The organism is Streptomyces sp. NPDC049970, from assembly GCF_040660235.1.
Classification (GTDB): Bacteria; Actinomycetota; Actinomycetes; order Streptomycetales; family Streptomycetaceae; genus Streptomyces.
In genome coordinates this window covers 13,139-39,510 of sequence record NZ_JBFALP010000013.1, presented here as the reverse complement: position 1 = coordinate 39,510, position 26,372 = coordinate 13,139, and the positions used below count along the sequence as shown (strand labels likewise).

Here is a 26,372-nt window from a genome sequence, read left to right as displayed (position 1 = left end):
CGCTACTTCGGGCTGTCGTCCTCGCCGATGTGGTGCACCCGTACCAGGTTCGTGGAGCCGGCGACCCCGGGCGGCGAGCCCGCCGTGATCACCACGACGTCGCCCTTCTTGCACCGACCGATCCGCAGCAGTTCCTCGTCCACCTGCGCCACCATCGCGTCCGTCGAGTCCACGTGCGGCCCGAGGAACGTCTCCACACCCCACGTGAGGTTCAACTGCGCGCGGGTGGCCTGGTCCGGGGTGAAGGCGAGGAGCGGGATCGGGGAGCGGTAGCGGGAGAGGCGCTTGACGGTGTCGCCGCTCTGGGTGAAGGCCACCAGGAACTTGGCGCCGAGGAAGTCGCCCATCTCGGCTGCCGCGCGGGCTACGGCGCCGCCCTGGGTGCGGGGCTTGTTGCGGTCGGTGAGGGGCGGGAGGCCCTTGGCGAGGATGTCCTCCTCTGCCGCTTCGACGATGCGGGCCATGGTGCTGACGGTCTCGACGGGGTATTTGCCGACGCTGGTCTCGCCGGAGAGCATGACGGCGTCGGTGCCGTCGATGACGGCGTTGGCGACGTCGGAGGCCTCGGCGCGGGTGGGCCGGGAGTTGTCGATCATCGAGTCGAGCATCTGGGTGGCGACGATGACGGGCTTGGCGTTGCGCCTGGCGAGTTTGATGGCGCGCTTCTGGACGATGGGGACTTGTTCGAGGGGCATTTCGACGCCGAGGTCGCCGCGGGCGACCATGATGCCGTCGAACGCGGCGACGATGTCGTCGATGTTGTCGACGGCTTGGGGCTTTTCGACTTTGGCGATGACGGGGAGACGGCGGTCCTCCTCGTCCATGATGCGGTGGACGTCGTCGATGTCGCGTCCGGTGCGTACGAAGGAGAGGGCGATGATGTCGGCGCCGGTCCGGAGGGCCCAGCGGAGGTCGTCGATGTCCTTTTCGGAGAGGGCGGGGACGGAGACGGCGACGCCGGGGAGGTTGAGTCCTTTGTGGTCGGAGACCATGCCGCCTTCGATGACGGTGGTGTGGACGCGGGGTCCGTCGATGCCGGTGACTTCGAGGGTGACGCGGCCGTCGTCGATGAGGATGCGTTCGCCGGTGGTGACGTCGGAGGCGAGTCCGTCGTAGGTGGTGCCGCAGGTGGTGCGGTCGCCTTCCATGGGTTCGACGGTGATGGTGAAGTCGTCGCCGCGTTCAAGGAGTACGGGGCCTTCGGCGAAGCGGCCGAGTCGGATCTTCGGGCCTTGTAGGTCGGCGAGGATTCCTACGCTGCGGCCGGTTTCCGCGGAGGCTTTGCGTACGTGGTGGTAGCGCTCTTCGTGTTCGGCGTAGGTGCCGTGGCTGAGGTTGAGGCGGGCGATGTCCATTCCCGCTTCGACGAGTGCCTTGATCTGCTGGTACGTGTCGGTTGCGGGGCCCAGGGTACAAACGATTTTTGCTCGGCGCATGGTTCGAGCCTAGACCTTACCTGTGGGTAGGGATTTGTCTCCGCGTGACTGTCCAACAGCCTTTGGATGAAGGGTTATTGACAACTGTTGAATTGTGCGGCGGTGCGCTCCGATGAGCGTGCGGGGGTGGTCGGGTGCGGTCGGGCGGGTGGGTGGGCGGGGGTTGCGGGCGGGGTTCTGGTCATCAGATCGAAACCTGTCGGGGGTGTTGCGGGTGGGGGTGGCTGGGCCAGAATCTACGCGCGTTGTTCGCAGACACGAGGAGTCAAGGATGCCGTTGAACCGTAGGACGTTTCTGGGCCGGTCGGCTGTCGCCGGTGCGGGTGTGGCGCTGGCCGGAGGGGCCGGTACCGGGTCGGCCGCGGCATCGGAGTCGCGGGGGCACGGTCACGGCCGGCCGGCGAAGCGGTACTCGTTCACCGTGATGGGGACGACGGACCTGCACGGGAACGTCTTCAACTGGGACTACTTCACGGACAAGGAGTTCGACGACACGGCGCACAACGACGTGGGGTTGGCGAAGATCTCGACGCTGGTGGACCGGATCCGTGAGGACCGGGGCCGTCGTAACACCTTGTTGATCGATGCGGGTGACACGATCCAGGGCACTCAGTTGTCGTACTACTACGCGAAGATCGATCCGATCACGGCGAAGCGTGGCCCTGTGCATCCGATGGCGCAGGCGATGAACAAGATCGGTTATGACGCCGCGGCGCTCGGTAACCATGAGTTCAACTACGGCATTCCGGTGCTGCGTAAGTTCGAGGAGCAGTGCGATTTCCCGTTGCTGGGTGCGAACGCGTTGGATGCGAGGACGTTGCGGCCGGCGTTCGCTCCGTACGTGATCAAGCGGGTTCGTACGCCGCATGGTCGCGATGTCCGGGTGGCGGTGCTGGGGTTGACGAATCCGGGTATCGCGATCTGGGACAAGGCGAATGTGGGCGGGAAGATGGTGTTCCCGGGTCTTGAGGAGCAGGCGGCGAAGTGGGTGCCGAAGCTTCGTTCGATGGGTGCGGATGTGGTGATCGTTTCGGCGCATTCGGGTTCGTCGGGTACGTCGTCGTACGGGGATCAGTTGCCGTATGTGGAGAACGCTGCGGGTCTGGTGGCGGAGCAGGTGCCGGGGATCGATGCGATTCTGGTGGGTCACGCACACTCGGAGATTCCTGAGTATTTCGTGACGAACAAGGAGACGGGTAAGCAGGTTGTTCTCTCGGAGCCGTTGAAGTGGGGGCAGCGGCTGACGCTGTTCGATTTCGATCTGGTGTGGGAGAAGGGCCGTTGGGTGGTCGAGAAGGTCGGTGCCTCGGTGCTGAACTCGAACACGGTGGAGGAGGATCCGCGGATCGTGTCGATCCTCGGGGACGAGCACAAGAAGGTTGTGGCGTATGTGAATCAGGTGATCGGTACGTCGGTGGCCGCGATGTCGACGGTGGATGCGCCGTGGAAGGACGAGCCGGTCATCGATCTGATCAACCTGGTGCAGGCGGAGACGGTGAAGGCGGCGTTGGCGGGCGGGGAGTACGCGGCGTTGCCGGTGCTGTCGCAGGCGGCGTGCTTCTCGCGTACGGCGGCGATTCCTGCGGGTGAGGTGACGATCAAGGATGCGGCGGGGTTGTATCCGTTCGAGAACACGTTGGAGGCGCGGCTTCTGACGGGTGCGCAGCTGAAGGATTATCTGGAGTATTCGGCGAGGTACTACGTGCAGACGGCTGCGGGGGCGCCGGTGGATACGTCGAAGTTGACGAATGCGGAGAATATTCCGGATTACAACTATGACGTGGTGTCGGGGGTGTCGTACGAGATCGATATTGCGAAGCCGGTGGGTTCGCGGATCGTGGGGTTGTCGTTCGATGGGGTTCCGGTGGATGGGGCGGCGCAGTTCGTTTTTGCGGTGAACAACTATCGGGCGAGTGGTGGGGGCAACTTCCCGCATGTGCCGGGTTCGAAGCAGTTGTGGGCGAATTCGGATGAGATCCGGAACACGATCATCGGGTGGGTTCAGGCGAAGGGTTCGGTGGATCCGGCGGAGTTCGCGTCGGTGGACTGGCGTCTGACGCGTGATGGTGTGCCGGTGTTCTAGCGGTTGGCGGGGCCCGGCGTGGACGCGCCGGCCGTGTGCCGGTGAAGGTGTCGTTGCGTGTGCCGGTGAGGTGTGTTTGCCGGTGCACGGGCGGTGGTCGGTGCCGGTCGGGTGTGCCGGTGGTCTTTTCGGTTGGTGGGTGTGGCGGCCGTTCCTGTTTCTGGGGGGCGGCCGCCTTTGTGTTGTCAGTGGTCCTGTGTGAAGGGGGCGAGGGGGGTGTGTTGGCCCGGTACGGCGGGTGCGGGGTGGGGGGTGAGGCCGAAGGTGGTGAAGGCGGTGCGTTGTGGGAGGGGGTAGGGGGTGGTGCCGGTGAGGTTGTTGAGGATGGTGGCGCTGCGCCAGGCGGCGAGGCCGAGGTCGGGGGCGCCGACTCCGTGGGTGTGGCGTTCGGCGTTCTGGACGTAGATGTTGCCGGTGAGGGCGGGGTCGAGGTCGAGGCGGAAGTCGGTGTGGATGCGGGGGCGTCCTTGGGTGTCGCGGCGGATGTGGGGGGCGATGCCGGTGAGGAGGGTGTCGAGGGGGCGTTCGCGGTAGCCGGTGGCGAGGACGACGGCGTCGGTGGTGAGGCGGCTTCGGGTGGCTTGTTGGGTGTGTTCGAGGTGGAGTTCGATGCGGTTGCCGGTGCCGGTGAGTCGGCCCGCGGTGCGGACGCTGACGCCGGGGGTGAGGGTGGCGTCGGGCCAGCCGCCGTGGAGGGTGCGTCGGTAGAGCTCGTCGTGGATGGCGGTGATGGTGTCGGTGTCGATGCCTTTGTGGAGTTGCCATTGCTGGGGGACGAGTGTGTCGCGTACGGGTTCGGGGAGTGCGTGGAAGTAGTGGGTGTAGTCGGGGGTGAAGTGTTCGAGGCCGAGTTTTGAGTACTCCATGGGTGCGAAGGCCTGGGTGCGGGCGAGCCAGTGGATTCTTTCGATGCCTCGGGGGCGGGCGCGTAGGAGGTCGAGGAAGATCTCGGCGCCTGACTGGCCGGAGCCGATGACGGTGATGTGGTCGGCGTCGAGGAGCTGTTCGCGGTGGTGGAGGTAGTCGGCGGAGTGGATGACGGGGACGCCGGGGGCTTCGGCGAGGGGGCGGAGTGGTTCGGGGATGAAGGGGGCGGTGCCGACGCCGAGGGCGATGTGGCGGGTGTGGGTGCGGCCGGGGGTTCGGGTTTCGCCGTCGGGGTCGTGGCGGGTCCAGTGGACTTCGTAGTGGGAGTGGTCGGTGTTCCAGTGGATGGAGTCGACCTGGTGGTTGAAGTGGATGGTGGGGAGTTGTTCGCTGACCCAGCGGCAGTAGGCGTCGTATTCGGTGCGGTGGATGTGGAACTGCTCGGCGAAGTAGAAGGGGTAGAGGCGGTCGCGGGTGCGGAGGTAGTTGAGGAAGGTCCAGGGGCTGGTGGGGTCGGCGAGGGTGGTGAGGTCGGCGAGGAAGGGGACTTGGAGGGTGGCGCCTTCGATGAGGAGGCCGGGGTGCCAGTGGAAGGCGGGGCGTTGTTCGTAGAAGGCGGTGGTGAGGGGTCGGCCGGGGGTGGTGGGAATGCCGTGGGCGAGGGCGGCGAGGGAGAGGTTGAAGGGGCCCAGGCCGATGCCGGTGAGGTCGTGGGTCCGGTCGCCGTGGGGGGTGGTCCGGTCGGTCATCGGGGTGTGCTGCCTTCCGTGGTGGCACTGGTGTGGGTGACGAGGGCGAGGAGGCGTTGGAGGTCGGCGGGGGTGGTGTGGGGGTTGAGGAGGGTGGCTTTGAGCCAGAGGCCGTTGTGGGTGCGGGCGCGGCCGAGTACGGCGTGGCCTCGGTCGAGGAGGGTGCGGCGGATGGTGGCGACGGTGGTGTCGTCGGTGTGGGTGGGGCGGAAGAGGACGGTGCTGATGGTGGGGCGGGCGTGGAGGTCGAGTGCGGGGTGTTGGTCGATGAGGTCGGCGAGGTGGTGGGCGGTGGCGAGGGTGCGGTCGATGAGGTCGGCGAGTCCGTCGCGGCCGAGTGCTTGGAGGGTGACGGCGATTTTGAGGGCGTCGGGCCGGCGAGTGGTGCGCAGTGAGCGGCCGAGGAGGTCGGGGAGGCCGGCGTCGGTGTCGTCCTGGGCGTTGAGGTAGGGGGCGTGGTGGTGGAGGGGGGTGAGGTCGTGGTGGTGGGGGACGGCGAGGATGCCGGCTGATGCGGGCTGCCAGCCGAGTTTGTGGAGGTCGAGGGTGACGCTGTGGGCGCGGTGGAGGCCGGTGAGGGTGTGGCGGTGGGTGGGGCTGAAGAGGAGGGGGCCGCCGTAGGCGGCGTCGATGTGGAGTTCGGCGCCGTGGGTGGTGGTGAGGTCGGCGATGTGGGTGAGGGGGTCGATCTGTCCGGTGTCGGTGGTGCCTGCGGTGGCGGTGACGAGGAGGGGGCCTTGGAGTCGGGTGAGGGTGTCGTGGAGTGCGGTGGGGTCCATGACGCCGGTGGGGGCGGGGATGACGACGGGTTGGGGAAGGCCGAGGAGCCAGGCGGCGCGGGTGATGCTGTGGTGGGCGTTGGCGGCGCAGACGGTCTGGACGGGGCCGTGGCGTTCGCGGGCGAGGAGTAGGGCGAGTTGGTTGGCTTCGGTGCCGCCGGTGGTGACGAGGGCGTCGGGGTGGGGGGTGTGGGGGTAGATCTCGGCGGCGAGTGCGTTGGTGAGGGTGGTTTCGAGGGCGGAGGCGGCGGGGGCTTGGTCCCAGGAGTCCATGGAGGGGTTGAGGGCCGATGCGGCGAGGTCGGCTGCTGCGGCGAGGGCGAGGGGTGGGGTGTGGAGGTGGGCGGCGCAGTGGGGGTGTGCGGGGTCGGCGGCGCCTTCGGCGAGGGCGGTGACGAGGGTGCGGAGGGCGTGGTGGGGGCCGGTTCCGTGGTCGGGGATGAGGGGGCCGGTGGTGTGGTGGAGGTGGTGGGTGAGGGTGTCGGGTCCGCCGGGGGGCAGGGGGCCGTTGCGGCGGGTGGCGCCTTCGTGGAGTGCGGTGAGGACGGTGTCCAGGAGGGGGCGGAGGTGGGTGGGGCCGGCGGTGCCTCCGGCGAGGGGTGGGGTGGGCATGGGTGGTGTGGTCCTTCGGGTGTGCGGGCGGTGGTGTCAGCTTGTCCGGATTGTGGTGGAGGCGGCCGAAGAGCCCAACGATCCGAACCCGAAAGGGGTACTGCTGTGCGGTGCGGGTGGGGTGGGGGGTGGGGGGCTGGTATTGGGGCTTGCGGTGCGCATGGCTGTGCCCGGCCCTTCGGGTGGAGGGCCGGGCACGGTCGTGGGGGTGGATCGGCGGTGTGGGTGGTGGCGGTGGGGCGGGTGTGCCTCGCGGTGCGCTGGTTGGGTGGTGCGTATTGGCCGGTGGGTGGTGCGCCGTGGTCTGTACGCCGTGGTCTGTAGGTGGGGGGCTCAGTGGGCGTCGCGTACGGCGAGGGCGCGGCGGAGGTCGTCGAGCTGGTCGGCGAGTTTGCGTCGTAGTGCGGGGGTGAGTGCCTGGTCGTCGAGGGCGTCGGTGCCGAGGCGGAGGGTGTGGGGGTCGATGGCGTAGGTGGGGAAGGCGTGGCGTCCGGCGGCTTCGGCGATGGCGGGGCCGCGGCGTGCGGCGAGTGCGGTGGCGTCGGGGTAGTAGCGGGGGACGTAGTCGCCGAGGAGGTCGGCCTGTTCGGGCTGCCAGAAGCCTTGGGCGGTGGCGGTGAAGAGGTAGTTGGACAGGGTGTCGTCGGTGAACATGGCCTGCCAGGCGGCGGCTTTGGCTTCGGGGGTGGGGAGGGCGGCGCGGCAGCGGGCGGCGCCTTCCTGTCCGGTGGCGCTGGGGTCGCTGTCGAGTTCGCGGGCGATGGCGGTCTCGTCGATGGCGCCGAGGACGGCGAGGCGGGTGAGGATGCGCCAGCGGAGTTCGGGGTCGAGTTCGGGTCCGCCGGGGACGGTGCCGTCGCCGAGCCAGTCCTGGATGGCGTCGGGTTGGGTGGCGGCGTCGATGAAGTGGCGTACGGCGGTGAGGCGGAGGCCGGGGTCGGGGCTCGGGGGGTTGTTGCCGTCGTGGCCTGGTTCCCAGTCCTTGGGGGTGAGGCCTTCGGTACGGCGCAGGAGGTCGCGGCAGAGGGTGGTCAGGGTGGTGAGGGCGGTGTGGCGGTCGTCGGGTGGGAGGTAGCGGTCGGTGATGTGGTGGGCGGCGAAGTCGAGGACGCCTTGGACGAGGGCGAGGTCGGTTTCGTAGGGGAGGTGGGTGCGGGCGGCGGTGAGGTAGGCGGTGGGGTGGAGTTCGCCGTCGCGGACCATGTCGCGGGCGGTGTTCCAGAGGAGGGCGCGGGTGAGGGCGTCGGGGATGCCCGAGAGGTGGGTGAGGGCGGTGTTCCAGGAGTCGGGGTCGAGGCGGATCTTGGCGTAGGTGAGGTCGTTGTCGTTGAGGACGACGAGGTCGGGGCGGTTGCCGGGCTGGGTGGTGGGGGTGGTGTCCTGCGGGATCTCGAGTTCGAAGCGGGCGCGCGGGATGAGCTGTTCGGTGCCGGTCTGGGTGTCGAGGCTGTGGTCGTAGGTGCCGACGGTGATGCGGTGGGGGCGGTTGCCGGTGTGGTCGACGGTGAGGTTCCAGCTGTGGCCGGTGTTTTCGACGTGGGCGGTGAGGGTGTCGATGCCGGTGGTGCGGAGCCAGGCGGTGGCCCAGGTGTGGACGTCGCGGTCGGTGGCGGTGGCGAGGTTGTCGATGAAGTCGGCGAGGGTGGCGTTGGCGAACTTGTGCCGGGCGAAGTGGGTGTTGATTCCGGCGAGGAAGTCCTTTTCGCCGAGCCAGGCGACGAGTTGGCGTAGCGCGGAGGCGCCCTTGGCGTAGGAGATTCCGTCGAAGTTGAGGAGGGCGGACGCGGTGTCGGGGACCGCGTCGGGGTCGGGGGCGACCGGGTGGGTGGTGGGGCGTTGGTCGGCGTCGTAGCCCCAGCCCTTGCGGGCGACGCCGAATTCGGTCCAGGTGTCGGTGAAGCGGGTGGCTTCGGTGAGGGTCTGGTAGCCCATGTACTCGGCGAAGGACTCGTTGAGCCAGATGTCGTCCCACCAGGTGAGGGTGACGAGGTCGCCGAACCACATGTGGGCCATTTCGTGGGCGATGACCATGGCGCGGGTCTGGCGTTCGGTGTCGGTGACGGCGGAGCGGTAGACGAAGTCGTCGCGGAAGGTGACGAGTCCGGGGTTCTCCATGGCGCCGGCGTTGAATTCGGGGACGAAGGCCTGGTCGTAGGAGTCGAAGGGGTAGGGCTCGTCGAACTTCTCGTGGTAGCGGTCGTAGCAGGCGCGGGTGATGCCGAGGATCTCGTCGGCGTCGGTGTCGAGGTGGGTGGCGAGGGAGCGGCGGCAGTGGATGCCGAAGGGGAGGCCGGCGTGGTGGGTGGTCACCGAGTGCCAGGGGCCTGCGGCGACGGCGACGAGGTAGGTGGAGATGGGTGGGGTGGGGGCGATGGACCAGCGGTCTTCGGTGGTGCGGGTGGTGGTGCCGTTGCCGAGGACGGTCCAGGTGGGGGGTGCGGTGACGGTGATGTCGAAGACGGACTTGAGGTCGGGTTGGTCGAACGCGGCGAAGACGCGTTGGACGTCGTCCATGAAGAGCTGGGTGTAGACGTATGTCTCGCCGTCGGCGGGGTCGGTGAAGCGGTGCATGCCTTCGCCGGTGCGGGAGTAGTGCATGGCGGCGTCGACGGTGAGTTCGTGGGTGCCGGCGGTGAGGCGGGCCAGGGGGTAGCGGTTGCCGTCGAGGCGTTCGGGGTCCAGCGGTTGTCCGTCGAGGCCGATGGAGCGCAGGGTTTCCGGCTTGATCTCCACGAAGGTGTCTCCGGCCGCGTGGGCGGTGAACCGGATGACGGTCCGGGAGCCGAAGGTTTCCTCGCCCGTGGTGAGGTCGAGGTCGACGGTGTACCGGTCTACGTCGATGAGCTGGGCGCGGGTCTGCGCTTCGTTGCGCGTCAGTACGGACATGGCGCCCATGCTGCCGTACGGGTGCGGGGCTGTGCAGTGGGGTTCTCGCAGGGCTGACGGAGGGCGGGGCAGTGGTCCGGGTGTGCGTGTCGGCACGGTGGGTGCCACCGGGGGTGGGCCGCTTCCGGCACGGGGCGGGACGCTTCCGGCACGGGGCGGGCCGCGGCTCCGGGCGGGCCCGGTGGGGGTCAGTCCTCGGTGCCGGCGGACTCCTCGGCGATGCGCTCGTGGTGGCGGATGACCTCGGCCACGATGAAGTTCAGCAGTTTCTCGGCGAACGCGGGGTCCAGCCTGGCGCTTTCGGCGAGCTGCCTGAGCCGGGCGATCTGGCGTGCTTCGCGGGCGGGGTCGGCCGGTGGCAGGTGGTGTTCGGCTTTGAGGTGGCCGACCTGCTGGGTCGCTTTGAAGCGCTCGGCGAGCATGTGGACGACTGCGGCGTCGATGTTGTCGATGCTTTCGCGCAGCCGGGTCAGTTCGGCGGTGACGTGCGCGTCGGTGTTGCTCGTGGTCATGGTCAGCGAGCTTAGACGCCCGGGGGCGGGGTGTGCTCACGGGCGGTGCACGCCGTGGGCGCGCGGCAGGTCGCCCGGGCCCGACGCCCTGGCGCCCGTCCGGTCCCTTCGCGTCGGGGCCGGGCGGGCGCGGGTGGCGTGGCCTGTGCGTGGAAGCGGCCCGGGGGCGCCCGTCAGGTCGGGCGCCCCCGGGGGCGTCGGCGGTGCGGTGTGCGGTGTCAGAGGGTCGCGGCGGCCGATGCGATGGCGGAGGCGAAGGTGGACACCTGGGTGTACACGCCGGGGTAGCCGGGGCGGGCGCAGCCTTGGCCCCAGCTGACGATGCCGACCTGGATCCAGGCTCCGGCGTTGTCCTTGCGGAACATGGGGCCCCCGGAGTCGCCCTGGCAGGTGTCGACGCCACCGGTGCTGACGTATCCGGCGCAGATCTCCTCGCTGGCTACGAGGTCGCTGCCGTAGGCCTGTCGGCAGGCGGTGTCGGAGACGAAGGGGACGGTGGCCTTGAGGAGGTAGCGCTGCTGGCCGCCGCCCTCGGTGGCGGCGCCCCAGCCGGCGATGGTGAAGGTGCCGGTGTCGTAGGCGGTGGTGGTGGCGAGCTTGAGGGTGGGCTGGTTGATGGGCTGGGCGAGTTTGATCAGGGCCCAGTCCTTGCCGGTGCCGTTGTAGCCGGGTGCCTGGAGGACCTTGGTGGAGCGGACCTTGACGGCGGCGGACGACTGGAGGTCGACGACGCCGCCGGTGGCGGTGATGGAGGTGTTGTTGCCGGATCCGCTGACGCAGTGGGCGGCGGTGAGCACGACGGTGGGGCTGTAGAGGGCGCCGCCGCAGCCCATGGAGAGGCGGACCATGAAGGGGAACTCGCCTTGGGCGGCGCGGGTGCCGCCGACGACGGGGGCGGGCGCGGCGGAGGCGTTCGAGGGTTGCATGCTGAGCGTGGCGAGGGCCACGGCGGCGATGACGGAACATCTCTTGAGGGTGCGCAGAAGCTGCTTCACGGGGTGTGCCTGCTTTCGGGTGGGGGGTCGGAGGGTGCTGCAGGCGTGCGGGCGTGCTTGTCCTGGTCAGGAGCACCGTCGCGTCATTCTCGACATGCCCCCGACAAGAACGATCCGATTATCGGGAGGCGCTCACCGCTGCCACAAGGCAGGGTTTCCAGCCAAGATCGTCTTCTGTCCGCGCACCGCTCTCCCCCACGGACCGGCCTACAGTGGGGGTCCGTTGAGCGTCGTCGATGGGGGTACGGACGTGAGTGACGGCAGCGGCGGAAGTGGCGGAGGCGGTCCGGTCGTCCATGGGTTTCCGCACCTGGACGCCGTGAGGTCGGCGATCACCGCGCTCTACCGGCGGGTCTCCCCCGACGGTGTACACGCGTACGCCACCAGCCTCGCGCCGTCGGACGCGGCCTTCTCCGACCTGGACGATCTGCATCCGGGTGCCCAGCGGGTGGCCGGCGCGATCGTGCGGCACCTGCGTCTGCCGCAGGCCCGCGTCGTCGTCGGCTTCCGGCGGATGGAGCACGCGGCGAGCGTCGAACTCACCGCGGGCCCGGAGTACTTCATCGAGCTCAACGACCGCTTCCGCACGCACCGCAGGGACATCGGCGCGGCGCTGGCGCACGAGATCACCCATGTCCTGCTGCACCGGCTCGGCCTGGAACTGCCCGGCACCCGCGACAACGAGATCCTCACCGACACGGTGACGGCGTACCTCGGCGCGGGCTGGCTCCTGCTGGACGCCTTCCGCCAGGACGCGGTCTCCAGCCAGAAGCTCGGCTACCTCACCCCGGAGGAGTTCGGGTACGTACTCGCGAAGCGGGCGCTGGTCTTCGGCGAGGACCCGTCCGTGTGGTTCACCAGCCCCCAGGCGTACACGGCGTACGCCGAGGGGCGGGCCGAGGCCCTGCGGGATCTGCGGCGGGCGCCGCTGGCGGGCGCGGGGTGGGCGGGGCGGCGCCGCTACGCGAAGGACCGCCGGCACGCGGGGGAACACCCGGGCGGCGTCCGGGACCCGGCGGTGCCGTACGCGTTCGAGGACGGGGCGGACGGGCCGCGGGTGTCCTTCCCGTGCCCCACCTGCCACCAGCGCGTACGGGTCCCGGTCCGGGGCAGGACGCGGGCCAGGTGCGGGCTGTGCCGCACGGTCCTGGAGTGCGACACCTGACCCGACGGCCGTGGCCGGGGCGCCCGTAGGGTCGGGGTATGACGAACGGTCCGGCCGAGGGTGCGAGCAGCGTCTTCGACGCGTTGTACGAGAACGACGACGCGGTCGTGCGGGCGCTGCGCGCGGGCGCGTCCGCCGAGTCGAGCGACGAGGAGGGGACGACCGCGCTGTATCTGGCGGCCGTTCAGGACCTGCCCGGCACGGTCAGGTTGCTGCTGGCGGCCGGCGCCGATCCGAACCGGGCCAGTGGCCCGGAGGCGGGTGACCTTCCGCTGTGCGGGGCGGTGTGCGGCGGCCATGCCGAGGTCGTCACGGCGCTGCTGGCTGCGGGGGCGGACCCCGGTCTGCGCGAGGAGTTCGGCTTCACCGCGCTGCACTGGGCGTCCGATCTCGGCCGGGCCGAGATCGCGGAGATCCTCCTCGCCCACGGCGCCGATCCGGACCTGCCGGGACCGCGCGAGGAGGCGCCGCTGGTCGTCGCGGCCCGGCGTGGCTCCGCGCGGACGGTGCGCTCGCTGCTCAGGCACGGCGCGCGCGCCCTGTCCCCCGCGCTGGACGAGGCCAGGCGCGTGCTGGAGCTCGACGTGGAGCAGGAGCTGCGGAAGGCGTTGGGTGCACTGTACGGCGGCGAGGGCCACGAGACGGTGGTGAGTCGCGCCCCGGTGGACGGTGGGGTGACCGTCACCGTCGAACTGCGCCGGGGAGGTGAGCCGTTCGCCGCCCAGGAGCGGCAGACGGGCCACGGCGCGGTAGCGACGCTCCTGGAGCAGGAGCTCGGACTACGGGCCCCGTTCGAGGAGTTGGCGGTCAGGGCGCTGCGGGACGGTGACCCGGACTTGGACAACTGGCAGGTAGCGGTGGGGGCGTTGTGGCTGCGCGGCGACGAGGAGACGTTCCAGGCCGCTGTCGCGTGGACGGCGGGGGAGGATCCGCTGCGGCGGGTGTTCGGTGTGGACGTGCTGGCGCGGCTGGGATTCGGGACCGGCGGGAAACCGTTCGCGGATCGGGCGGTTCCGCTGCTGCGGGAGCTGGCGCGGTCCGGGGATCCACGGCTGGCCGGTGCGGCGGAGCGTGCTCTCGTCGAGTACGGAGCGGCGCCCGCGGAGTGGCCCGAACGGGGTGACGCGCCCACGGAGTGGCCTGCGCGGCAGTGACACCGGCGACGGCGTGACCTGCGCGGGTGGCACTGACATCGGCCGTGACATGCGGGGCCTCACATCGCGGGCCCTGACCCACATCGGCCGTGACGCGCGGGGCCTGACATCGCGGGTGCGGCGCGCCCGTGGGACGGCCTGCGCGGCGAGTGACGCGCCGCGGGTGAGGGCGCGCGGGGCGCGGTGACCGGCGTCGGCCGGTCACCGCGTCCTTCGGTTACGCGGCCCGGCGGCCACGTCCGGGCGCGCTGCCGCGCCCGGTGCCACCGGCTGCCCGGCCCGACCCGGCGCCGCGGGCGGAGCCGCCGCCCGTGGACCCGGCTCCGCCGCGGGCCGCACCGGCGCCACCGCGTGCTCCGGCGCCGCCACGGTTCCCACCGCTGCCGCCGCCGGCCGGTGCGGCACCCGAACCCGTGCCCGTACCACCGCGTCGGCCGCGGCCCCTGCTGCCCGAGCGGAAGGCTCCGCCGCCGGCCGCGCCGGAGCCCTGGCTTCCGCCGCGCGTACGCGGCTTGGGCTGCGTCGGCTGCGGTACCTCGATGACGACGGCGACACCGGAGGGTTCACGGGCTCCCGTGATCCGGCTGAGCTCCTCGTCGCTGGACTTGATCCGGGCGGTGTGCGGCGCGATGCCCGCGTCCGCCATCAGCCGGGTCATGTCGCGCTTCTCCTCGGGCAGCACGAGCGTGACGACGCTGCCGGACTCCCCGGCGCGCGCCGTGCGCCCGCCGCGGTGGAGGTAGTCCTTGTGGTCGGTCGGCGGGTCCACGTTGACGACCAGGTCGAGGTCGTCGATGTGGATGCCGCGGGCCGCGACGTTCGTCGCGACGAGCGCGGTGACCTCACCGGTCTTGAACTGGTCCAGCGTCCTGTTGCGCTGCGGCTGCGAGCGTCCGCCGTGCAGGGCCGCGGCGCGCACGCCGCTGGCGAGGAGCCGCTTGGCGAAGCGGTCGGCGGCGCGCTTGGTGTCCACGAACATGATCACCCGGCCTTCGCGGGCGGCGATCCGGGTCGCGACGGCCTTCTTGTCGGTCTCGTCCGCCACGTGCAGCACGTGGTGCTCCATGGTGGTGACGGCACCGGCGGTCGGGTCGACGGAGTGCACGACCGGGTCGGTGAGGAACATCTTGACGAGCCGGTCGATGTTCTTGTCGAGGGTCGCGGAGAACAGCATCCGCTGCCCGTCGGCCTCGACCTGCTTGAGGAGCGCGACGACCTGCGGCATGAAGCCCATGTCGGCCATCTGGTCGGCCTCGTCGAGGACGGTGATGGAGACGGCGTCGAGCCGGCAGTCGCCGCGCTCGATGAGGTCCTTGAGGCGGCCGGGGGTAGCGACGAGCACTTCGGCGCCGCGGCGCAGCGCGCCGGACTGCCTGCTGATCGACATGCCGCCGACGACGGTGGTGACGCGCAGGTTCACGGCCGTGGCGTAGGGGGTGAGGGCGTCGGTGACCTGCTGGGCGAGCTCACGGGTGGGGACGAGCACGAGCGCGAGCGGGGCGTGCGGCTCGGAGCGGCGGCCGGCGGTGCGGGCGAGCAGGGCCAGGCCGAAGGCCAGGGTCTTGCCGGAGCCGGTGCGGCCGCGGCCGAGGATGTCCCGGCCGGCCAGCGAGTTCGGCAGGGTGGCGCCCTGGATGGGGAACGGCTGGGTGACGCCCTGGGCCGCGAGGGTCTTCAGCAGCGCGGCGGGCATGTCGAGCGCGTCGAACGACTCGACGGCGGGAAGCGCCGGGGTGAGGGTCTGCGGGAGGGCGAATTCGCCGCCCTGGGACGGTGCCGGCTTGCGCCGTGCCGGAGCCCTGCCGGCTCCTCGGGTGTTCGCCTGCGGCCGGTCCGCGCCGCGCCCCTTTATCGGGCGGCTGCGGGTAGGTCGGTCCTGGCGTTCGGAGCGGGTCATACGGAATTGCCCTCCTGGGGGATTCCTGGGATCACTGCCGACTGCTGCGGACCTGCTGGGTCTGTGCGCCCCAGGATGCATGCACAGAACAGGTGTCCCGGTGGCGGAGCCTACGGGGACGGGAAAAGTCGGAAAAAGCACAAACCGGGGCCCGCACCTTGACGGTGCGGGCCCCGGCTGCGAGGTACGCGTCCGGAGATTAGGCCGGGACGATGTTCTCCGCCTGCGGGCCCTTCTGGCCCTGCGTGACGTCGAAGGAGACCTTCTGGCCCTCCTGGAGCTCACGGAAGCCCTGGGTGGCGATGTTCGAGTAGTGGGCGAAGACGTCGGCGCCGCCGCCGTCCTGCTCGATGAAGCCGAAGCCCTTTTCCGAGTTGAACCACTTCACGGTTCCAGTAGCCATGTCATTCTCCTAAAAGAGGTGCAGTGCCGGAAATCCGCACTTTACGAATTCCAAGTCGCCGCATTGAGCCCCATCCGGAGAAAGCCGGAAAACAATAAAGCGCCTGAGGAGGGTTCCCGTCAGGCGCACATAAAGTTCATGGGTACCAAAACTGCAACTGGGCAACCGTAGCACGTTCTGTCGGCGGACGGCAGATCATCCCGCCGTCGGCGCGTCGGCGGATCGGCCGGCCGGGGCGGGGCGCCGGGGTCGTCCACCTGGGGTTCCGAATCCGTTCCCGGAGGCTTCTCGTGCCGCTCCCCCAAGGGCCGCGCACCCTCGGCGGCCCACCGGAGGCACGCCTTCCACCGGACTGCCGACGGAGGGCGGTCCGGGGCGCGGGGCGCCGGTTCACCTGGACGCCGTACCGGCGCCGGAGGCCTGGGAGCGGCGAACCGGTTTCGGCGCGCTGGGCCGCCCGGGTGGCCCGGCGGGTGCGTCCCGGGCGTCAGAACCGCGGAGAGGTGGCCGGTGCGGGTCACACCTCGCGGACCGGGCTCGCGTCGGCGCCTCTGCGCATGGTGCGCAGCGGGTGGCCGGGCCGCCACACCTGTACGACGAGGTCGTCGCCGTCGAGCCCGGTGCGGACGACCTCGGTGGGGTCGGCGCGGAAGAGGAGGAAGGGCTCCGGTGGTGTCACCTCCTCGACGAAGCGGGCGCGGACGGCGGGGTCGGTGACCTCCAGGGCGCGGCCGGAGACGCGGACGTCCCCGTGTGCCATCTCGGCGTCGGGCCCGGGGTTGGCCTGGATGGCGAAGCGGGGGTCGCGCCGCAGGTCGAGTGCCTTGCGGGAGTCCGGCATCATGCCGAACCACAGGGTGTCCATCCGGAACTCCACCTCCAGGCCGGTGACCCGGGGCGAGCCGTCCTTGCGCAGGGTCGAGAGGACGTGGTGCTTGTACTGCTGGAACCGTTTCCGGACGGTGTCGGCGAAGTCCGGTTCCGCGGTGCGGAAGTCGTGCCAGGTACTCGGGGCGGGGTTCGGTGTCGTGGGTGTCATGGGTGTCATCGAACCCCGTGATCACGACACCTTCTGTCGGGTTTTCCCGCGCTTCACCGGATCGGATGCCGTCCGGAGGCCGGGCGGACCAGCCGGCCGGTCGTCTGCGCACCGTGGCCCGCACCTCGTCGCGCGCCCTGCCTCCCGGCCCGTCCGCGCGACCCGCCGCGCCGCCCGGCCCGTCCGTGCCGCTCGGCGCGCGTACCCGGACGGTGGCACCCGGTTCACCCGACGAGCCCCTGGGCCCTGGCCGCCGCCAGCCACTGCGGGAACTCGCCCAGGAGCCGGTCGTAGAGCTCTGAGTCCGGCACGGCTGCCGGGTCGGTTCCGGCGTGGAAGAAGCCGGCGTTGTCGATGGGGCGCTTGGCCGGTACGGCGAGTTCGTCGAGCCTGCGCAGGAAGTCGAACTGTGAGCTGCGCTTGTTGCCGAAGCCGATGAACTGCCAGAACAGCGGAAGTCTCGCCGCCTTGCACAGGTAGCGTTCCGCCGCGTGCTTGCTGGTCGGGCCGCCGTCGGTCTGGAAGACGACGAGGGCGGGTGCGGTCGAGCCGCTGTCGAGGTAGTGGTCGATGACGGCGTCCATGGCCAGGTGGTAGCTGGTCCTCCCCATGTGGCCGAGGCCCGCCACGATCGCGTCGATGCGGCCGTGGTGGTTGTCGAGGGCGATGTCGGTGACGGCGTCGACGTCCGTGGAGAAGAGGACGACGGGTACCCGTCCGTCGTCGTCCAGGTGGGCGGAGAGCCCGAGCACCCGGTCGGCCAGGGCCTGGACGCTGCCGTCCCTGTAGTACTCCCGCATGGAGCCGGAGTGGTCGAGCACCAGGTAGACGGCGGCCCGCCCGCCGCTCATGCCGTGCTTCTCCAGCGACACCTGGGCGCTCCGGTACGCGCCGGCGATCGCGGGTGCCTGTTCCTCCACCTTGCGCAGGCTGACGGCCGGGCCTGCGGCGAGGGGCGAGCCGGTCATGTCGGTCTCCGATCCGGGTGCGGGCCACCGCCGGTGCGGCAGAGGGGGGTTCGAGCGTATAGGCCGTCCCGGCACCCAGGTGAGCCGCTCCTCGCGGTCGTTCGCTATCTTGAGCGCCGCCGCCCCGAGGGGTCGCTCCTGCCCGTCCACGAGTGAAGGAGCCGGCCATGGAGGCCGCCGCCACCACGTGTTACCGCCACCCGTCGTACGAGACGTACGTGAGCTGCACGCGCTGCGAGCGCTACATCTGCCCCGACTGCATGCGGGAGGCGGCCGTCGGCCATCACTGCGTGGAGTGCGTGAAGGAGGGGCAGCGCTCGGTCCGCCGGCCCCGCTCGCTGTTCGGCGGCGAGGTGCCTACCGCGGCGGCGCCGGTCGTCACGTACGTGCTGATGGTGCTGAACGTCCTCGCGTACGTCGTCGAGGTCGCCGTGCCGCGGACGGTGGAGCGGTTCGGGACGCTCGGGGCGGTGCTGGTCGGTCCGGACGGCGGGCAGTACTACTACAGGGGGGAGACGTTCCCGGGTTTCGAGCTGACGGGGGTGGCGGGCGGGGAGTGGTACCGGCTGTTGACGGGGGCTTTCCTGCACCTGCCGCCGGACACCTCGTTCGGGGTGATGCACCTTCTCTTCAACATGCTCGCCCTGTGGAACCTCGGCCGGGTCGTGGAGGGCCAGCTGGGCCGGGCACGGTATCTGGCGTTGTACCTGCTGTCGGCGCTGGGCGGTTCGGTGCTGGTCTACCTGGTCTCGCCGGAGACCACGGCGGTGGGAGCCTCGGGGGCGATCTTCGGGCTGGCCGCGTCGTTCTACGTCATCAACCGGCGTCTGGGGCGGGACATGCGGGCGGTCAACCGCTTCATGGCGGGTTTCCTGATCTGGATGGTGCTGTCCGCCGCCTTCACCTCGTGGGAGGGGCACCTCGGCGGGCTGGTGACCGGCGGGCTGGTGACGTACGGCCTGGCCTACGCGCCGGCGAGGCTGCGGACCTCGGCGGCGCAGCTGGCTGGCGGGGCGTTGCTGGTCGCGCTGCTGGCGGTGGTGGTGTTCGTACGGACCGCGGCGCTGACCGGGGCCGTCTGAACCGCCGGCCCGGCCGCCGGGTTCCGGCGGGCGGTGCAGCCGGGCCGGGCGCGTGGGTCGGCGGGCGTACCCGGCGGGCTCGGACGCGGACTCGCCTGCCGCTGAAACCGTTTCACGGTCTGACACCATCGTCTCATGGTCAGACGTTTCTCATTGCGGCAGCTGTCGTCCGCAGGACCCGGGGGTGACGGGCCGAAAGGTGTCGTACGGAGGCTGCATCCGCTCGACTGGCTCGCGGGCGGTCTGCTGGCGCTCGGGCTGCTGGCTGTGGTCACCGGGCTGCTGCCCGCTGATCCGGCCGAGGAGCAGATGCGGCGTGTCGGGCCGCTGGTGGTGTTCCTCGGCACCGTGATCGTGATGGCCGAGCTGACGAGCCGGGCTCAGGTCTTCGACGTGGTGGCCGCCTGGGTGGCTCGGGCGGGTCGCGGGCGTTACGCGCTCCTCTTCGCGCTGTGCGTGCTGTTCGCCTCGCTGACCACGATCACGCTGAACCTGGACACGACGGCGGTGCTGCTCACCCCGGTCATGCTGGCGCTGGCCACCCGGGCGGGTATCGCGGCGGTCCCGCTGGCGATGACGACGGTGTGGCTCGCCAACACCGCGAGTCTGCTGCTGCCGGTGTCGAATCTGACGAACCTCCTGGCGGCGGACCGGGTGGCGTTGTCGCCGTCGGGTCTCGCCGCGGTGATGTGGCTGCCCCAGCTCGCGGCGATCGGGGTGACGGCGGCGTGTCTGTGGGCGTTCTACTGGCGGCGCGGCCGGCGTGGTCAGGACCGGTACACCCCGCCGTCCGCCCCGGTGGCGGAGGATCCCGTCCTGCTGCGGATCTGCGCGGTGGCCTGTGCGGGGTTCCTGCTGGCGATCCTGGTCGCGGACGTTCCGCTCTGGTCGGCGTCGCTGACCGCGATGGTGGTCGTGGTGGTGGCGTTCGCCGTGCGGGGGCGCGGGAGGGAGCTGCGGCCGTCGTTGGTGCCGTGGCGGCTGCTGGTCCTGGTGCCGGGGATGTTCCTGGTGGTGGAGACGGTCAACGCGCACGGTCTGCACGAGCTGCTGGAGTGGGCGCTGGGTTCGGACAACGGTTTCGCGGGGATGGTGCGGTCGGCCGCGGTGGGCGCGGGGATGTCGAACGTCCTGAACAACCTGCCGGCCTATGTGGCAGGCGAGGCGGTCGTCCCGGCGGGGAACCAGGAGCAGTTGCTGGCGCTGCTCATCGGCGTCAACGTGGGCCCGCTCATCACCCCGTGGGCCTCGCTGGCGACGCTGTTGTGGTTCGAGCGGTGCCGGTGGCACGGGACGCGGATCGGCATGGGCCGGTTCCTGTGGACGGGGTTGGTGCTGTCGGTGGCGGGGACGTCGGCCGCGGTCTGCGCCCTGTGGCTGACCGGCTGACCGGCTGACCCGGGGACCGGCGGGCCGGGGCCCGGTCGTGGCGCGCGGCCCCGGACGCGCCACGGCGCCCACCGGTCCGGTCGGGGACTGGGCGGGCGCCGCGTTCAGTTCCGTACGCCGTTGTACGGGACGTCTGTGTGCCGTGATCAGACCAGCAGGGAGCGGTCCGTCGGGCGGATCGGGGCGTGCAGCGCGCTCGTCCCGGTGAGGAAGCGGTCCACTCCGCGGGCGGCGGAGCGGCCCTCGGCGATGGCCCACACGATGAGGGACTGGCCTCGGCCGGCGTCACCTGCGACGTAGACGCCGTCGACGTTGGTCGCGTAGTTCTCGTCGCGCGCGACGTTGCCGCGCTCGTCGAGGTCGAGGCCGAACTGCTGGACGAGGCCGTTGGCCTGGTCGGTTCCGGTGAAGCCCATGGCCAGGGTGACGAGCTGGGCCGGGATGACGCGCTCGGTGCCGGCCTTCTGCTCCAGCTTGCCGTCCTTGAACTCCACCTCGATGAGGTGGAGGGACTGGACGTTGCCCTCCTCGTCGCCCTCGAAGTGGGTGGTGGAGACGGAGTAGATCCGCTCGCCGCCCTCCTCGTGCGCGGAGGTGACCTTGTAGAGCATGGGGAACGTGGGCCAGGGCTGGTTGGCGTTACGCTCCTCGCCCGGCTGCGGCATGATCTCCAGCTGGGTGACGGACGCGGCGCCCTGGCGGTGGGCGGTGCCGACGCAGTCGGCGCCGGTGTCGCCGCCGCCGATGACGACGACGTGCTTGCCCTCGGCGGTGATCGGGGAGACCGTCAGGTCTCCCTCCTGCACCTTGTTGGCGAGGGGGAGGTACTCCATCGCGAAGTGCACGCCGTTCAGCTCACGGCCGGGGACGGGCAGGTCGCGGGAGACGGTGGCACCGGCGGCGATGACGACCGCGTCGTAGCGGCGGCGGAGCTTGGCGGCGTCGATGTCCTTGCCGATCTCCACCTCCGTACGGAACTTGGTGCCTTCCGCGCGCATCTGCTCGATGCGGCGGTTGATGTGCGACTTCTCCATCTTGAACTCGGGGATGCCGTAGCGGAGAAGGCCTCCGATGCGGTCCGCGCGCTCGTAGACGGCGACCGTGTGGCCGGCCCGGGTGAGCTGCTGGGCGGCGGCGAGTCCGGCCGGGCCGGAGCCGATGACGGCCACGGTCTTGCCGGAGAGGCGCTCGGGCGGCTGCGGGGTGACGTCGCCGCGGTCCCACGCCTTGTCGATGATGGAGACTTCGACGTTCTTGATGGTGACGGCCGGCTGGTTGATGCCGAGCACGCACGCCGACTCGCACGGGGCGGGGCAGAGCCGCCCGGTGAACTCCGGGAAGTTGTTCGTGGCGTGCAGGCGCTCGGACGCGGCCGTCCAGTCCTCGCGGTAGGCGTAGTCGTTCCACTCGGGGATGAGGTTTCCGAGCGGACAGCCCTGGTGGCAGAACGGGATGCCGCAGTCCATGCAGCGGCCGGCCTGCTTGCTGATGATCGGGAGCAGCGAGCCCGGAACGTAGACCTCGTTCCAGTCCTTGACGCGCTCGGCGACGGGGCGGGTCTGGGCGACCTCGCGTCCGGTGGTCAGGAAGCCCTTGGGGTCAGCCATTGGTCGCCGCCTCCATCATCTTCTCGGTGGTCTCCTGCTCGGAGAGACCGGCGAGCTCGGCGGCGTCCTTGGCTGCGAGCACTGCCTTGTAGGTGGACGGGATGATCTTGCTGAAGCGGGCGGCGGCGGTGTCCCAGTCGGCCAGGAGCTTCTCGGCGACCGTGGATCCGGTCTCCTCCTGGTGGCGGCGCACGGCGTCGTGCAGCCACTGCCGGTCGGTGTCGTCGAGGGTCTCGACGGCGCCGACGTTGCCGGTGTTGACGTTGTCGAGGTCGAGGTCGATGACGTACGCGACACCGCCCGACATGCCCGCGGCGAAGTTGCGTCCGGTCTCGCCGAGTACGACGGCGCGACCGCCGGTCATGTACTCGCAGCCGTGGTCGCCCACGCCTTCCGAGACGACCGTGGCACCGGAGTTGCGGACGCAGAAGCGCTCGCCGGTACGGCCGCGGAGGAACAGTTCGCCGGCGGTCGCCCCGTAGCCGATGGTGTTGCCGGCGATGGTGGAGTACTCGGCGAGGTGGTCGGCGCCGCGGTCGGGGCGGACGATGACGCGGCCGCCTGAGAGGCCCTTGCCGACGTAGTCGTTGGCGTCGCCTTCCAGGCGCAGTGTCACGCCGCGCGGCACGAACGCGCCGAACGACTGTCCGGCGGACCCGGTGAAGGTGATGTCGATGGTGTCGTCGGGCAGGCCCGCACCGCCGAACTTCTTGGTCACCTCGTGGCCGAGCATGGTGCCGACGGTGCGGTTGATGTTGCGGATGGCGATCTGCGCGCGGACGGGCTGGGCCGCCTCGGCGGTGTCGGCGCCCAGGGCGTCGGAGGCGAGCTTGATCAGCTCGTTGTCGAGTGCCTTGGCCAGGCCGTGGTCCTGCTCGGCGATCTGGTGGCGCACCGCGCCGTCGGGGAGTTCGGGCACGTGGAAGAGGGGCTCGAGGTCGAGGCCCTGGGCCTTCCAGTGGGTGACGGCCCGCTCGGTGTCGAGGAGTTCGGCGTGGCCGACGGCCTCCTCGATGGTGCGGAAGCCGAGCTCGGCGAGGATCTCGCGGACCTCTTCGGCGATGAACTCGAAGAAGTTGACGATGTACTCGGCCTTGCCGGAGAACCGCTCGCGCAGGACGGGGTTCTGGGTGGCGATGCCGACCGGACAGGTGTCGAGGTGGCAGACGCGCATCATGACGCAGCCGGAGACGACGAGGGGGGCGGTCGCGAAACCGAACTCCTCGGCGCCGAGGAGCGCGGCGATGACCACGTCGCGGCCCGTCTTGAGCTGGCCGTCGGTCTGGACGACGATGCGGTCGCGCAGACCGTTTAGCAGCAGGGTCTGCTGGGTCTCGGCGAGGCCGAGCTCCCAGGGGCCGCCCGCGTGCTTGAGCGAGGTGAGCGGGGAGGCGCCCGTGCCGCCGTCGTGGCCGGAGATGAGTACGACGTCCGCGTGGGCCTTGGAGACACCGGCCGCGACCGTGCCGACGCCGACCTCGGAGACCAGCTTCACGTGGATGCGGGCCGCCGGGTTGGCGTTCTTGAGGTCGTGGATCAGCTGAGCCAGGTCCTCGATGGAGTAGATGTCGTGGTGCGGCGGGGGTGAGATCAGGCCGACACCCGGGGTGGAGTGCCTGGTCTTGGCGACCCACGGGTAGACCTTGTGGCCGGGCAGCTGGCCGCCCTCGCCGGGCTTCGCGCCCTGCGCCATCTTGATCTGGATGTCGTCCGCGTTGACCAGGTACTCGCTGGTCACGCCGAAGCGGCCGGAGGCGACCTGCTTGATGGAGGAGCGGCGCGCGGGGTCGTAGAGGCGCTCGGCGTCCTCGCCGCCCTCACCGGTGTTGGACTTGCCGCCCAGCTGGTTCATGGCGACGGCGAGCGTCTCGTGCGCTTCCTGGGAGATGGAGCCGTAGGACATGGCGCCGGTGGAGAAGCGCTTGACGATGTCCGCGGCGGACTCGACCTCGTCGATGGAGATCGGCTCGCGGCCGTCCTTGAAGCCGAACAGTCCGCGCAGCGTCATCAGGCGCTCGGACTGCTCGTTGACCCGGCCGGTGTACTTCTTGAAGATGTCGTACCGGCGGTTGCGGGTGGCGTGCTGGAGGCGGAAGACCGTCTCCGGGTCGAACAGGTGCGGCTCGCCCTCGCGGCGCCACTGGTACTCGCCGCCGATCTCCAGTGCGCGGTGCGAGGCGGCGATGCCGGAGGCGGGGTACGCCTTGGTGTGCCGGGCGGCGACCTCCTTGGCGACGATGTCGAGTCCGGCGCCGCCGATCTTGGTGGCGGTGCCGTTGAAGTACTGGGAGACGAAGGCCTCTTCGAGGCCGACGGCCTCGAAGACCTGTGCGCCGCGGTAGGAGGCGACGGTCGAGATGCCCATCTTGGACATGACCTTGAGGACGCCCTTGCCGAGGGCGTAGATCAGGTTGCGGATGGCCAGCTCGGCGTCGATGTCCTCGATGAACGTGCCGGCGCGGACGAGGTCCTCGACGGACTCCATCGCGAGGTACGGGTTGACCGCGGCGGCGCCGTAGCCGATGAGCAGCGCGACGTGGTGGACCTCGCGGACGTCGCCGGCCTCGACCAGCAGGCCCACCTGGGTGCGCTGCTTGGTGCGGATGAGGTGGTGGTGGACGGCCGAGGTGAGCAGCAGCGACGGGATCGGCGCGTGCTCGGCGTCGGAGTGGCGGTCGGACAGGACGATCAGGCCGGCACCGTCCTCCAGGGCGGCGTCGACCTCGGTGCAGATCTGCTCGATCCGGGCTGCCAGGGCCTCGCCGCCGCCGCTGACGCGGTAGAGGCCGGAGAGGGTGGCGGCCTTCATGCCCGGCATGTCGCCGTCGGCGTTGATGTGTATGAGCTTGGCCAGCTCGTCGTTGTCGATCACCGGGAAGGGCAGCGTGACGCTGCGGCAGGTGGCGGCGGTCGGCTGCAGGATGTTGCCCGCAGGGCCGAGCGAGGAGCGCAGCGAGGTGACGAGCTCCTCGCGGATGGCGTCCAGCGGCGGGTTGGTGACCTGGGCGAACAGCTGGGTGAAGTAGTCGAAGAGCAGCCGGGGGCGCGCGGACAGGGCGGCGATGGGCGAGTCGGTGCCCATGGAGCCGAGGGGTTCGCCGGCGGTGCGGGCCATCGGGGCGAGGAGGACGCGGAGCTCTTCCTCGGTGTAGCCGAAGGTCTGCTGGCGGCGGGTGACCGAGGCGTGGGTGTGCACGATGTGCTCGCGCTCGGGGAGGTCCTCGAGCTCGATCTCGCCGGTTTCCAGCCACTCCTGGTACGGGTTCTCGGCGGCCAGGGACGCCTTGATCTCGTCGTCCTCGATGATGCGGTGTTCGGCGGTGTCGACGAGGAACATCCGGCCGGGCTGGAGGCGGCCCTTGCGGACGACCTTGGCCGGGTCGATGTCGAGGACGCCGACCTCGGAGGAGAGGACGACGAGGCCGTCGTCGGTGACCCAGTAGCGGCCGGGGCGCAGTCCGTTGCGGTCGAGGACCGCGCCGACCTGGGTGCCGTCGGTGAAGGTGACGCAGGCCGGTCCGTCCCAGGGCTCCATCATCGTGGAGTGGTACTGGTAGAAGGCGCGGCGTGCCGGGTCCATGGAGGCGTGGTTCTCCCACGCCTCGGGGACCATCATCAGGACCGAGTGGGGCAGCGAGCGTCCGCCGAGGTGGAGCAGCTCCAGGACCTCGTCGAAGGAGGCCGAGTCGGAGGCGTCCGGTGTGCAGACGGGGAAGATCCGGTCGAGCTGCGCCGCGCCGAAGAGGCCGGAGGCGAGCTGGGACTCGCGGGCCTTCATCCAGTTGCGGTTGCCCTTGACCGTGTTGATCTCGCCGTTGTGAGCGACGAAGCGGTACGGGTGGGCGAGCGGCCAGCTCGGGAAGGTGTTGGTGGAGAAGCGGGAGTGGACCAGCGCGACCGCGGTGGCGAAGCGGCGGTCGGAGAGGTCCGGGAAGAACGGCTCCAGCTGGCCGGTGGTGAGCATGCCCTTGTAGACGATCGTGCGTGCGGAGAGCGAGGGGAAGTACACCCCGGCCTCGCGCTCGGCGCGCTTGCGCAGGACGAAGGCCTTGCGGTCCAGCGCGATGCCGGACTCGGCCTGGGAGGTGCTCCCGGCGACGAACAGCTGGCGGAACTCCGGCATGACGGCGCGGGCGCCGTTGCCGAGGATGTCCGGGGTGACCGGGACCTGGCGCCAGCCGAGGACGTCGAGGCCCTCTTCGGCGGCGATCTTCTCGATCTCCTGGACGGCGCCGGTGGAGTTCTCGGCGGGCAGGAAGGCGATGCCGACGGCGTACGAGCCGGCCTCGGGGAGGTCGAATCCGGCCTCTTCGCGGAGGAAGGCGTCCGGGACCTGAAGGAGAATGCCGGCGCCGTCACCCGAGTCGGGCTCGGATCCTGTGGCGCCGCGGTGTTCGAGGTTGCGCAGTACGGTCAGCGCCTGCTCGACCAGCTCATGGCTGGCCACACCGGTCAGAGTGGCCACGAACCCGACGCCACAGGCGTCGTGCTCGTTACGGGGGTCGTACATCCCCTGCTGGGCGGGGCGACCGTCCATGGGCGACCAGGCGTGGATGCGCATCGGCTCTCCCGTCGTCGTCGTGGCATGTGCTGTGCCGAGGGACGACGCTGGCCCTCTGCGAAATTTCGTGCAGGTTACATGATGGAACGCTTCTCAAAAAGCGGATAGGTCGTTCCAGCATGCGGACACCACGGAGTCCTGGTGCCGGTGGGTCACGATTGGACGGATCATTGTGGATCACTGTCCTG

The 26,372-nt window shown here is 70.4% G+C and carries 17 protein-coding genes; 5 read left to right on the top strand and 12 right to left on the bottom strand.

Annotated features, from left to right (window positions below; all coding sequences use genetic code 11):
• Nucleotides 1-2: 2 nt before the first annotated feature.
• Nucleotides 3-1,436, bottom strand: coding sequence for a pyruvate kinase (gene pyk / locus AB0I83_RS22005; RefSeq protein WP_363305830.1), 1,434 nt, complete (start codon nucleotides 1,434-1,436; stop codon nucleotides 3-5).
• 271 nt (nucleotides 1,437-1,707) lie between these two features.
• Between pyk and AB0I83_RS22000 the strand changes: the two genes are divergently transcribed.
• Nucleotides 1,708-3,519: a 5'-nucleotidase C-terminal domain-containing protein gene (locus tag AB0I83_RS22000; RefSeq protein ID WP_363305829.1), complete on the top strand. Its 1,812-nt coding sequence runs from the start codon at nucleotides 1,708-1,710 to the stop codon at nucleotides 3,517-3,519.
• Nucleotides 3,520-3,704: 185 nt separating this feature from the next.
• On the opposite strand, the gene AB0I83_RS21995 is transcribed toward AB0I83_RS22000, so the two are convergent.
• From AB0I83_RS21995 to AB0I83_RS21975, 5 genes are all read right to left on the bottom strand, one after another.
• Nucleotides 3,705-5,135 (bottom strand): SidA/IucD/PvdA family monooxygenase, encoded by a 1,431-nt coding sequence (locus AB0I83_RS21995; protein WP_363305828.1) that lies wholly within the window; start codon nucleotides 5,133-5,135, stop codon nucleotides 3,705-3,707.
• Nucleotides 5,132-6,526 carry an aminotransferase class V-fold PLP-dependent enzyme gene (locus AB0I83_RS21990; protein ID WP_363305827.1) on the bottom strand — a complete coding sequence of 465 codons (1,395 nt, stop codon included), beginning with the start codon at nucleotides 6,524-6,526 and terminating at the stop codon, nucleotides 5,132-5,134. The genes AB0I83_RS21995 and AB0I83_RS21990 overlap by 4 nt, the downstream gene beginning before the upstream one ends.
• 333 nt (nucleotides 6,527-6,859) lie before the next feature.
• Nucleotides 6,860-9,412 (bottom strand): aminopeptidase N, encoded by a 2,553-nt coding sequence (gene pepN / locus AB0I83_RS21985; RefSeq protein ID WP_363305826.1) that lies wholly within the window; start codon nucleotides 9,410-9,412, stop codon nucleotides 6,860-6,862.
• 188 nt (nucleotides 9,413-9,600) lie between these two features.
• The gene (locus AB0I83_RS21980; protein WP_356841247.1) at nucleotides 9,601-9,924 is read right to left on the bottom strand and encodes a chorismate mutase; all 324 of its coding nucleotides are present in this window, start codon (nucleotides 9,922-9,924) and stop codon (nucleotides 9,601-9,603) included.
• Nucleotides 9,925-10,142: 218 nt separating this feature from the next.
• Nucleotides 10,143-10,919, bottom strand: a complete 777-nt coding sequence (locus AB0I83_RS21975; RefSeq protein ID WP_356533673.1) for a serine protease — start codon at nucleotides 10,917-10,919, stop codon at nucleotides 10,143-10,145.
• A 250-nt stretch (nucleotides 10,920-11,169) separates the two neighbouring features.
• Between AB0I83_RS21975 and AB0I83_RS21970 the strand changes: the two genes are divergently transcribed.
• On the top strand, nucleotides 11,170-12,084 hold the full coding sequence (locus tag AB0I83_RS21970; RefSeq protein ID WP_363305825.1) for a hypothetical protein: 915 nt from the start codon (nucleotides 11,170-11,172) through the stop codon (nucleotides 12,082-12,084).
• A gap of 38 nt (nucleotides 12,085-12,122) precedes the next feature.
• Entirely contained in the window at nucleotides 12,123-13,238 is a 1,116-nt protein-coding gene (locus AB0I83_RS21965; protein ID WP_363305824.1) for an ankyrin repeat domain-containing protein, read from the top strand.
• A 217-nt stretch (nucleotides 13,239-13,455) separates the two neighbouring features.
• Here AB0I83_RS21965 and AB0I83_RS21960 read toward each other — a convergent pair whose 3' ends face one another.
• The 4 genes from AB0I83_RS21960 to AB0I83_RS21945 all read right to left on the bottom strand — a co-directional run bounded on the left by AB0I83_RS21960 (nucleotide 13,456) and on the right by AB0I83_RS21945 (nucleotide 17,545).
• On the bottom strand, nucleotides 13,456-15,135 hold the full coding sequence (locus tag AB0I83_RS21960; RefSeq protein WP_363305823.1) for a DEAD/DEAH box helicase: 1,680 nt from the start codon (nucleotides 15,133-15,135) through the stop codon (nucleotides 13,456-13,458).
• Between the two features lie 199 nt (nucleotides 15,136-15,334).
• Entirely contained in the window at nucleotides 15,335-15,538 is a 204-nt protein-coding gene (locus tag AB0I83_RS21955) for a cold-shock protein (protein ID WP_015607926.1), read from the bottom strand.
• A gap of 517 nt (nucleotides 15,539-16,055) precedes the next feature.
• Nucleotides 16,056-16,586 (bottom strand): pyridoxamine 5'-phosphate oxidase family protein, encoded by a 531-nt coding sequence (locus tag AB0I83_RS21950; protein ID WP_363305822.1) that lies wholly within the window; start codon nucleotides 16,584-16,586, stop codon nucleotides 16,056-16,058.
• Nucleotides 16,587-16,801: 215 nt separating this feature from the next.
• On the bottom strand, nucleotides 16,802-17,545 hold the full coding sequence (locus AB0I83_RS21945; RefSeq protein ID WP_363305821.1) for a VWA domain-containing protein: 744 nt from the start codon (nucleotides 17,543-17,545) through the stop codon (nucleotides 16,802-16,804).
• 167 nt (nucleotides 17,546-17,712) lie between these two features.
• Here AB0I83_RS21945 and AB0I83_RS21940 point away from each other — a divergent pair, with 167 nt between their 5' ends.
• Together AB0I83_RS21940 and AB0I83_RS21935 are read left to right on the top strand one after the other, a co-directional pair.
• Nucleotides 17,713-18,627 carry a rhomboid family intramembrane serine protease gene (locus tag AB0I83_RS21940; protein ID WP_356533665.1) on the top strand — a complete coding sequence of 305 codons (915 nt, stop codon included), beginning with the start codon at nucleotides 17,713-17,715 and terminating at the stop codon, nucleotides 18,625-18,627.
• Nucleotides 18,628-18,762: 135 nt separating this feature from the next.
• Nucleotides 18,763-20,016 (top strand): SLC13 family permease, encoded by a 1,254-nt coding sequence (locus AB0I83_RS21935; RefSeq protein WP_356841240.1) that lies wholly within the window; start codon nucleotides 18,763-18,765, stop codon nucleotides 20,014-20,016.
• A gap of 146 nt (nucleotides 20,017-20,162) precedes the next feature.
• On the opposite strand, the gene AB0I83_RS21930 is transcribed toward AB0I83_RS21935, so the two are convergent.
• Both AB0I83_RS21930 and gltB read right to left on the bottom strand, forming a co-directional pair.
• Entirely contained in the window at nucleotides 20,163-21,623 is a 1,461-nt protein-coding gene (locus AB0I83_RS21930; protein ID WP_356533662.1) for a glutamate synthase subunit beta, read from the bottom strand.
• Nucleotides 21,616-26,184 carry a glutamate synthase large subunit gene (gene gltB / locus AB0I83_RS21925; RefSeq protein WP_363305820.1) on the bottom strand — a complete coding sequence of 1,523 codons (4,569 nt, stop codon included), beginning with the start codon at nucleotides 26,182-26,184 and terminating at the stop codon, nucleotides 21,616-21,618. The genes AB0I83_RS21930 and gltB overlap by 8 nt, the downstream gene beginning before the upstream one ends.
• Between the last annotated feature and the right edge of the window lie 188 nt (nucleotides 26,185-26,372).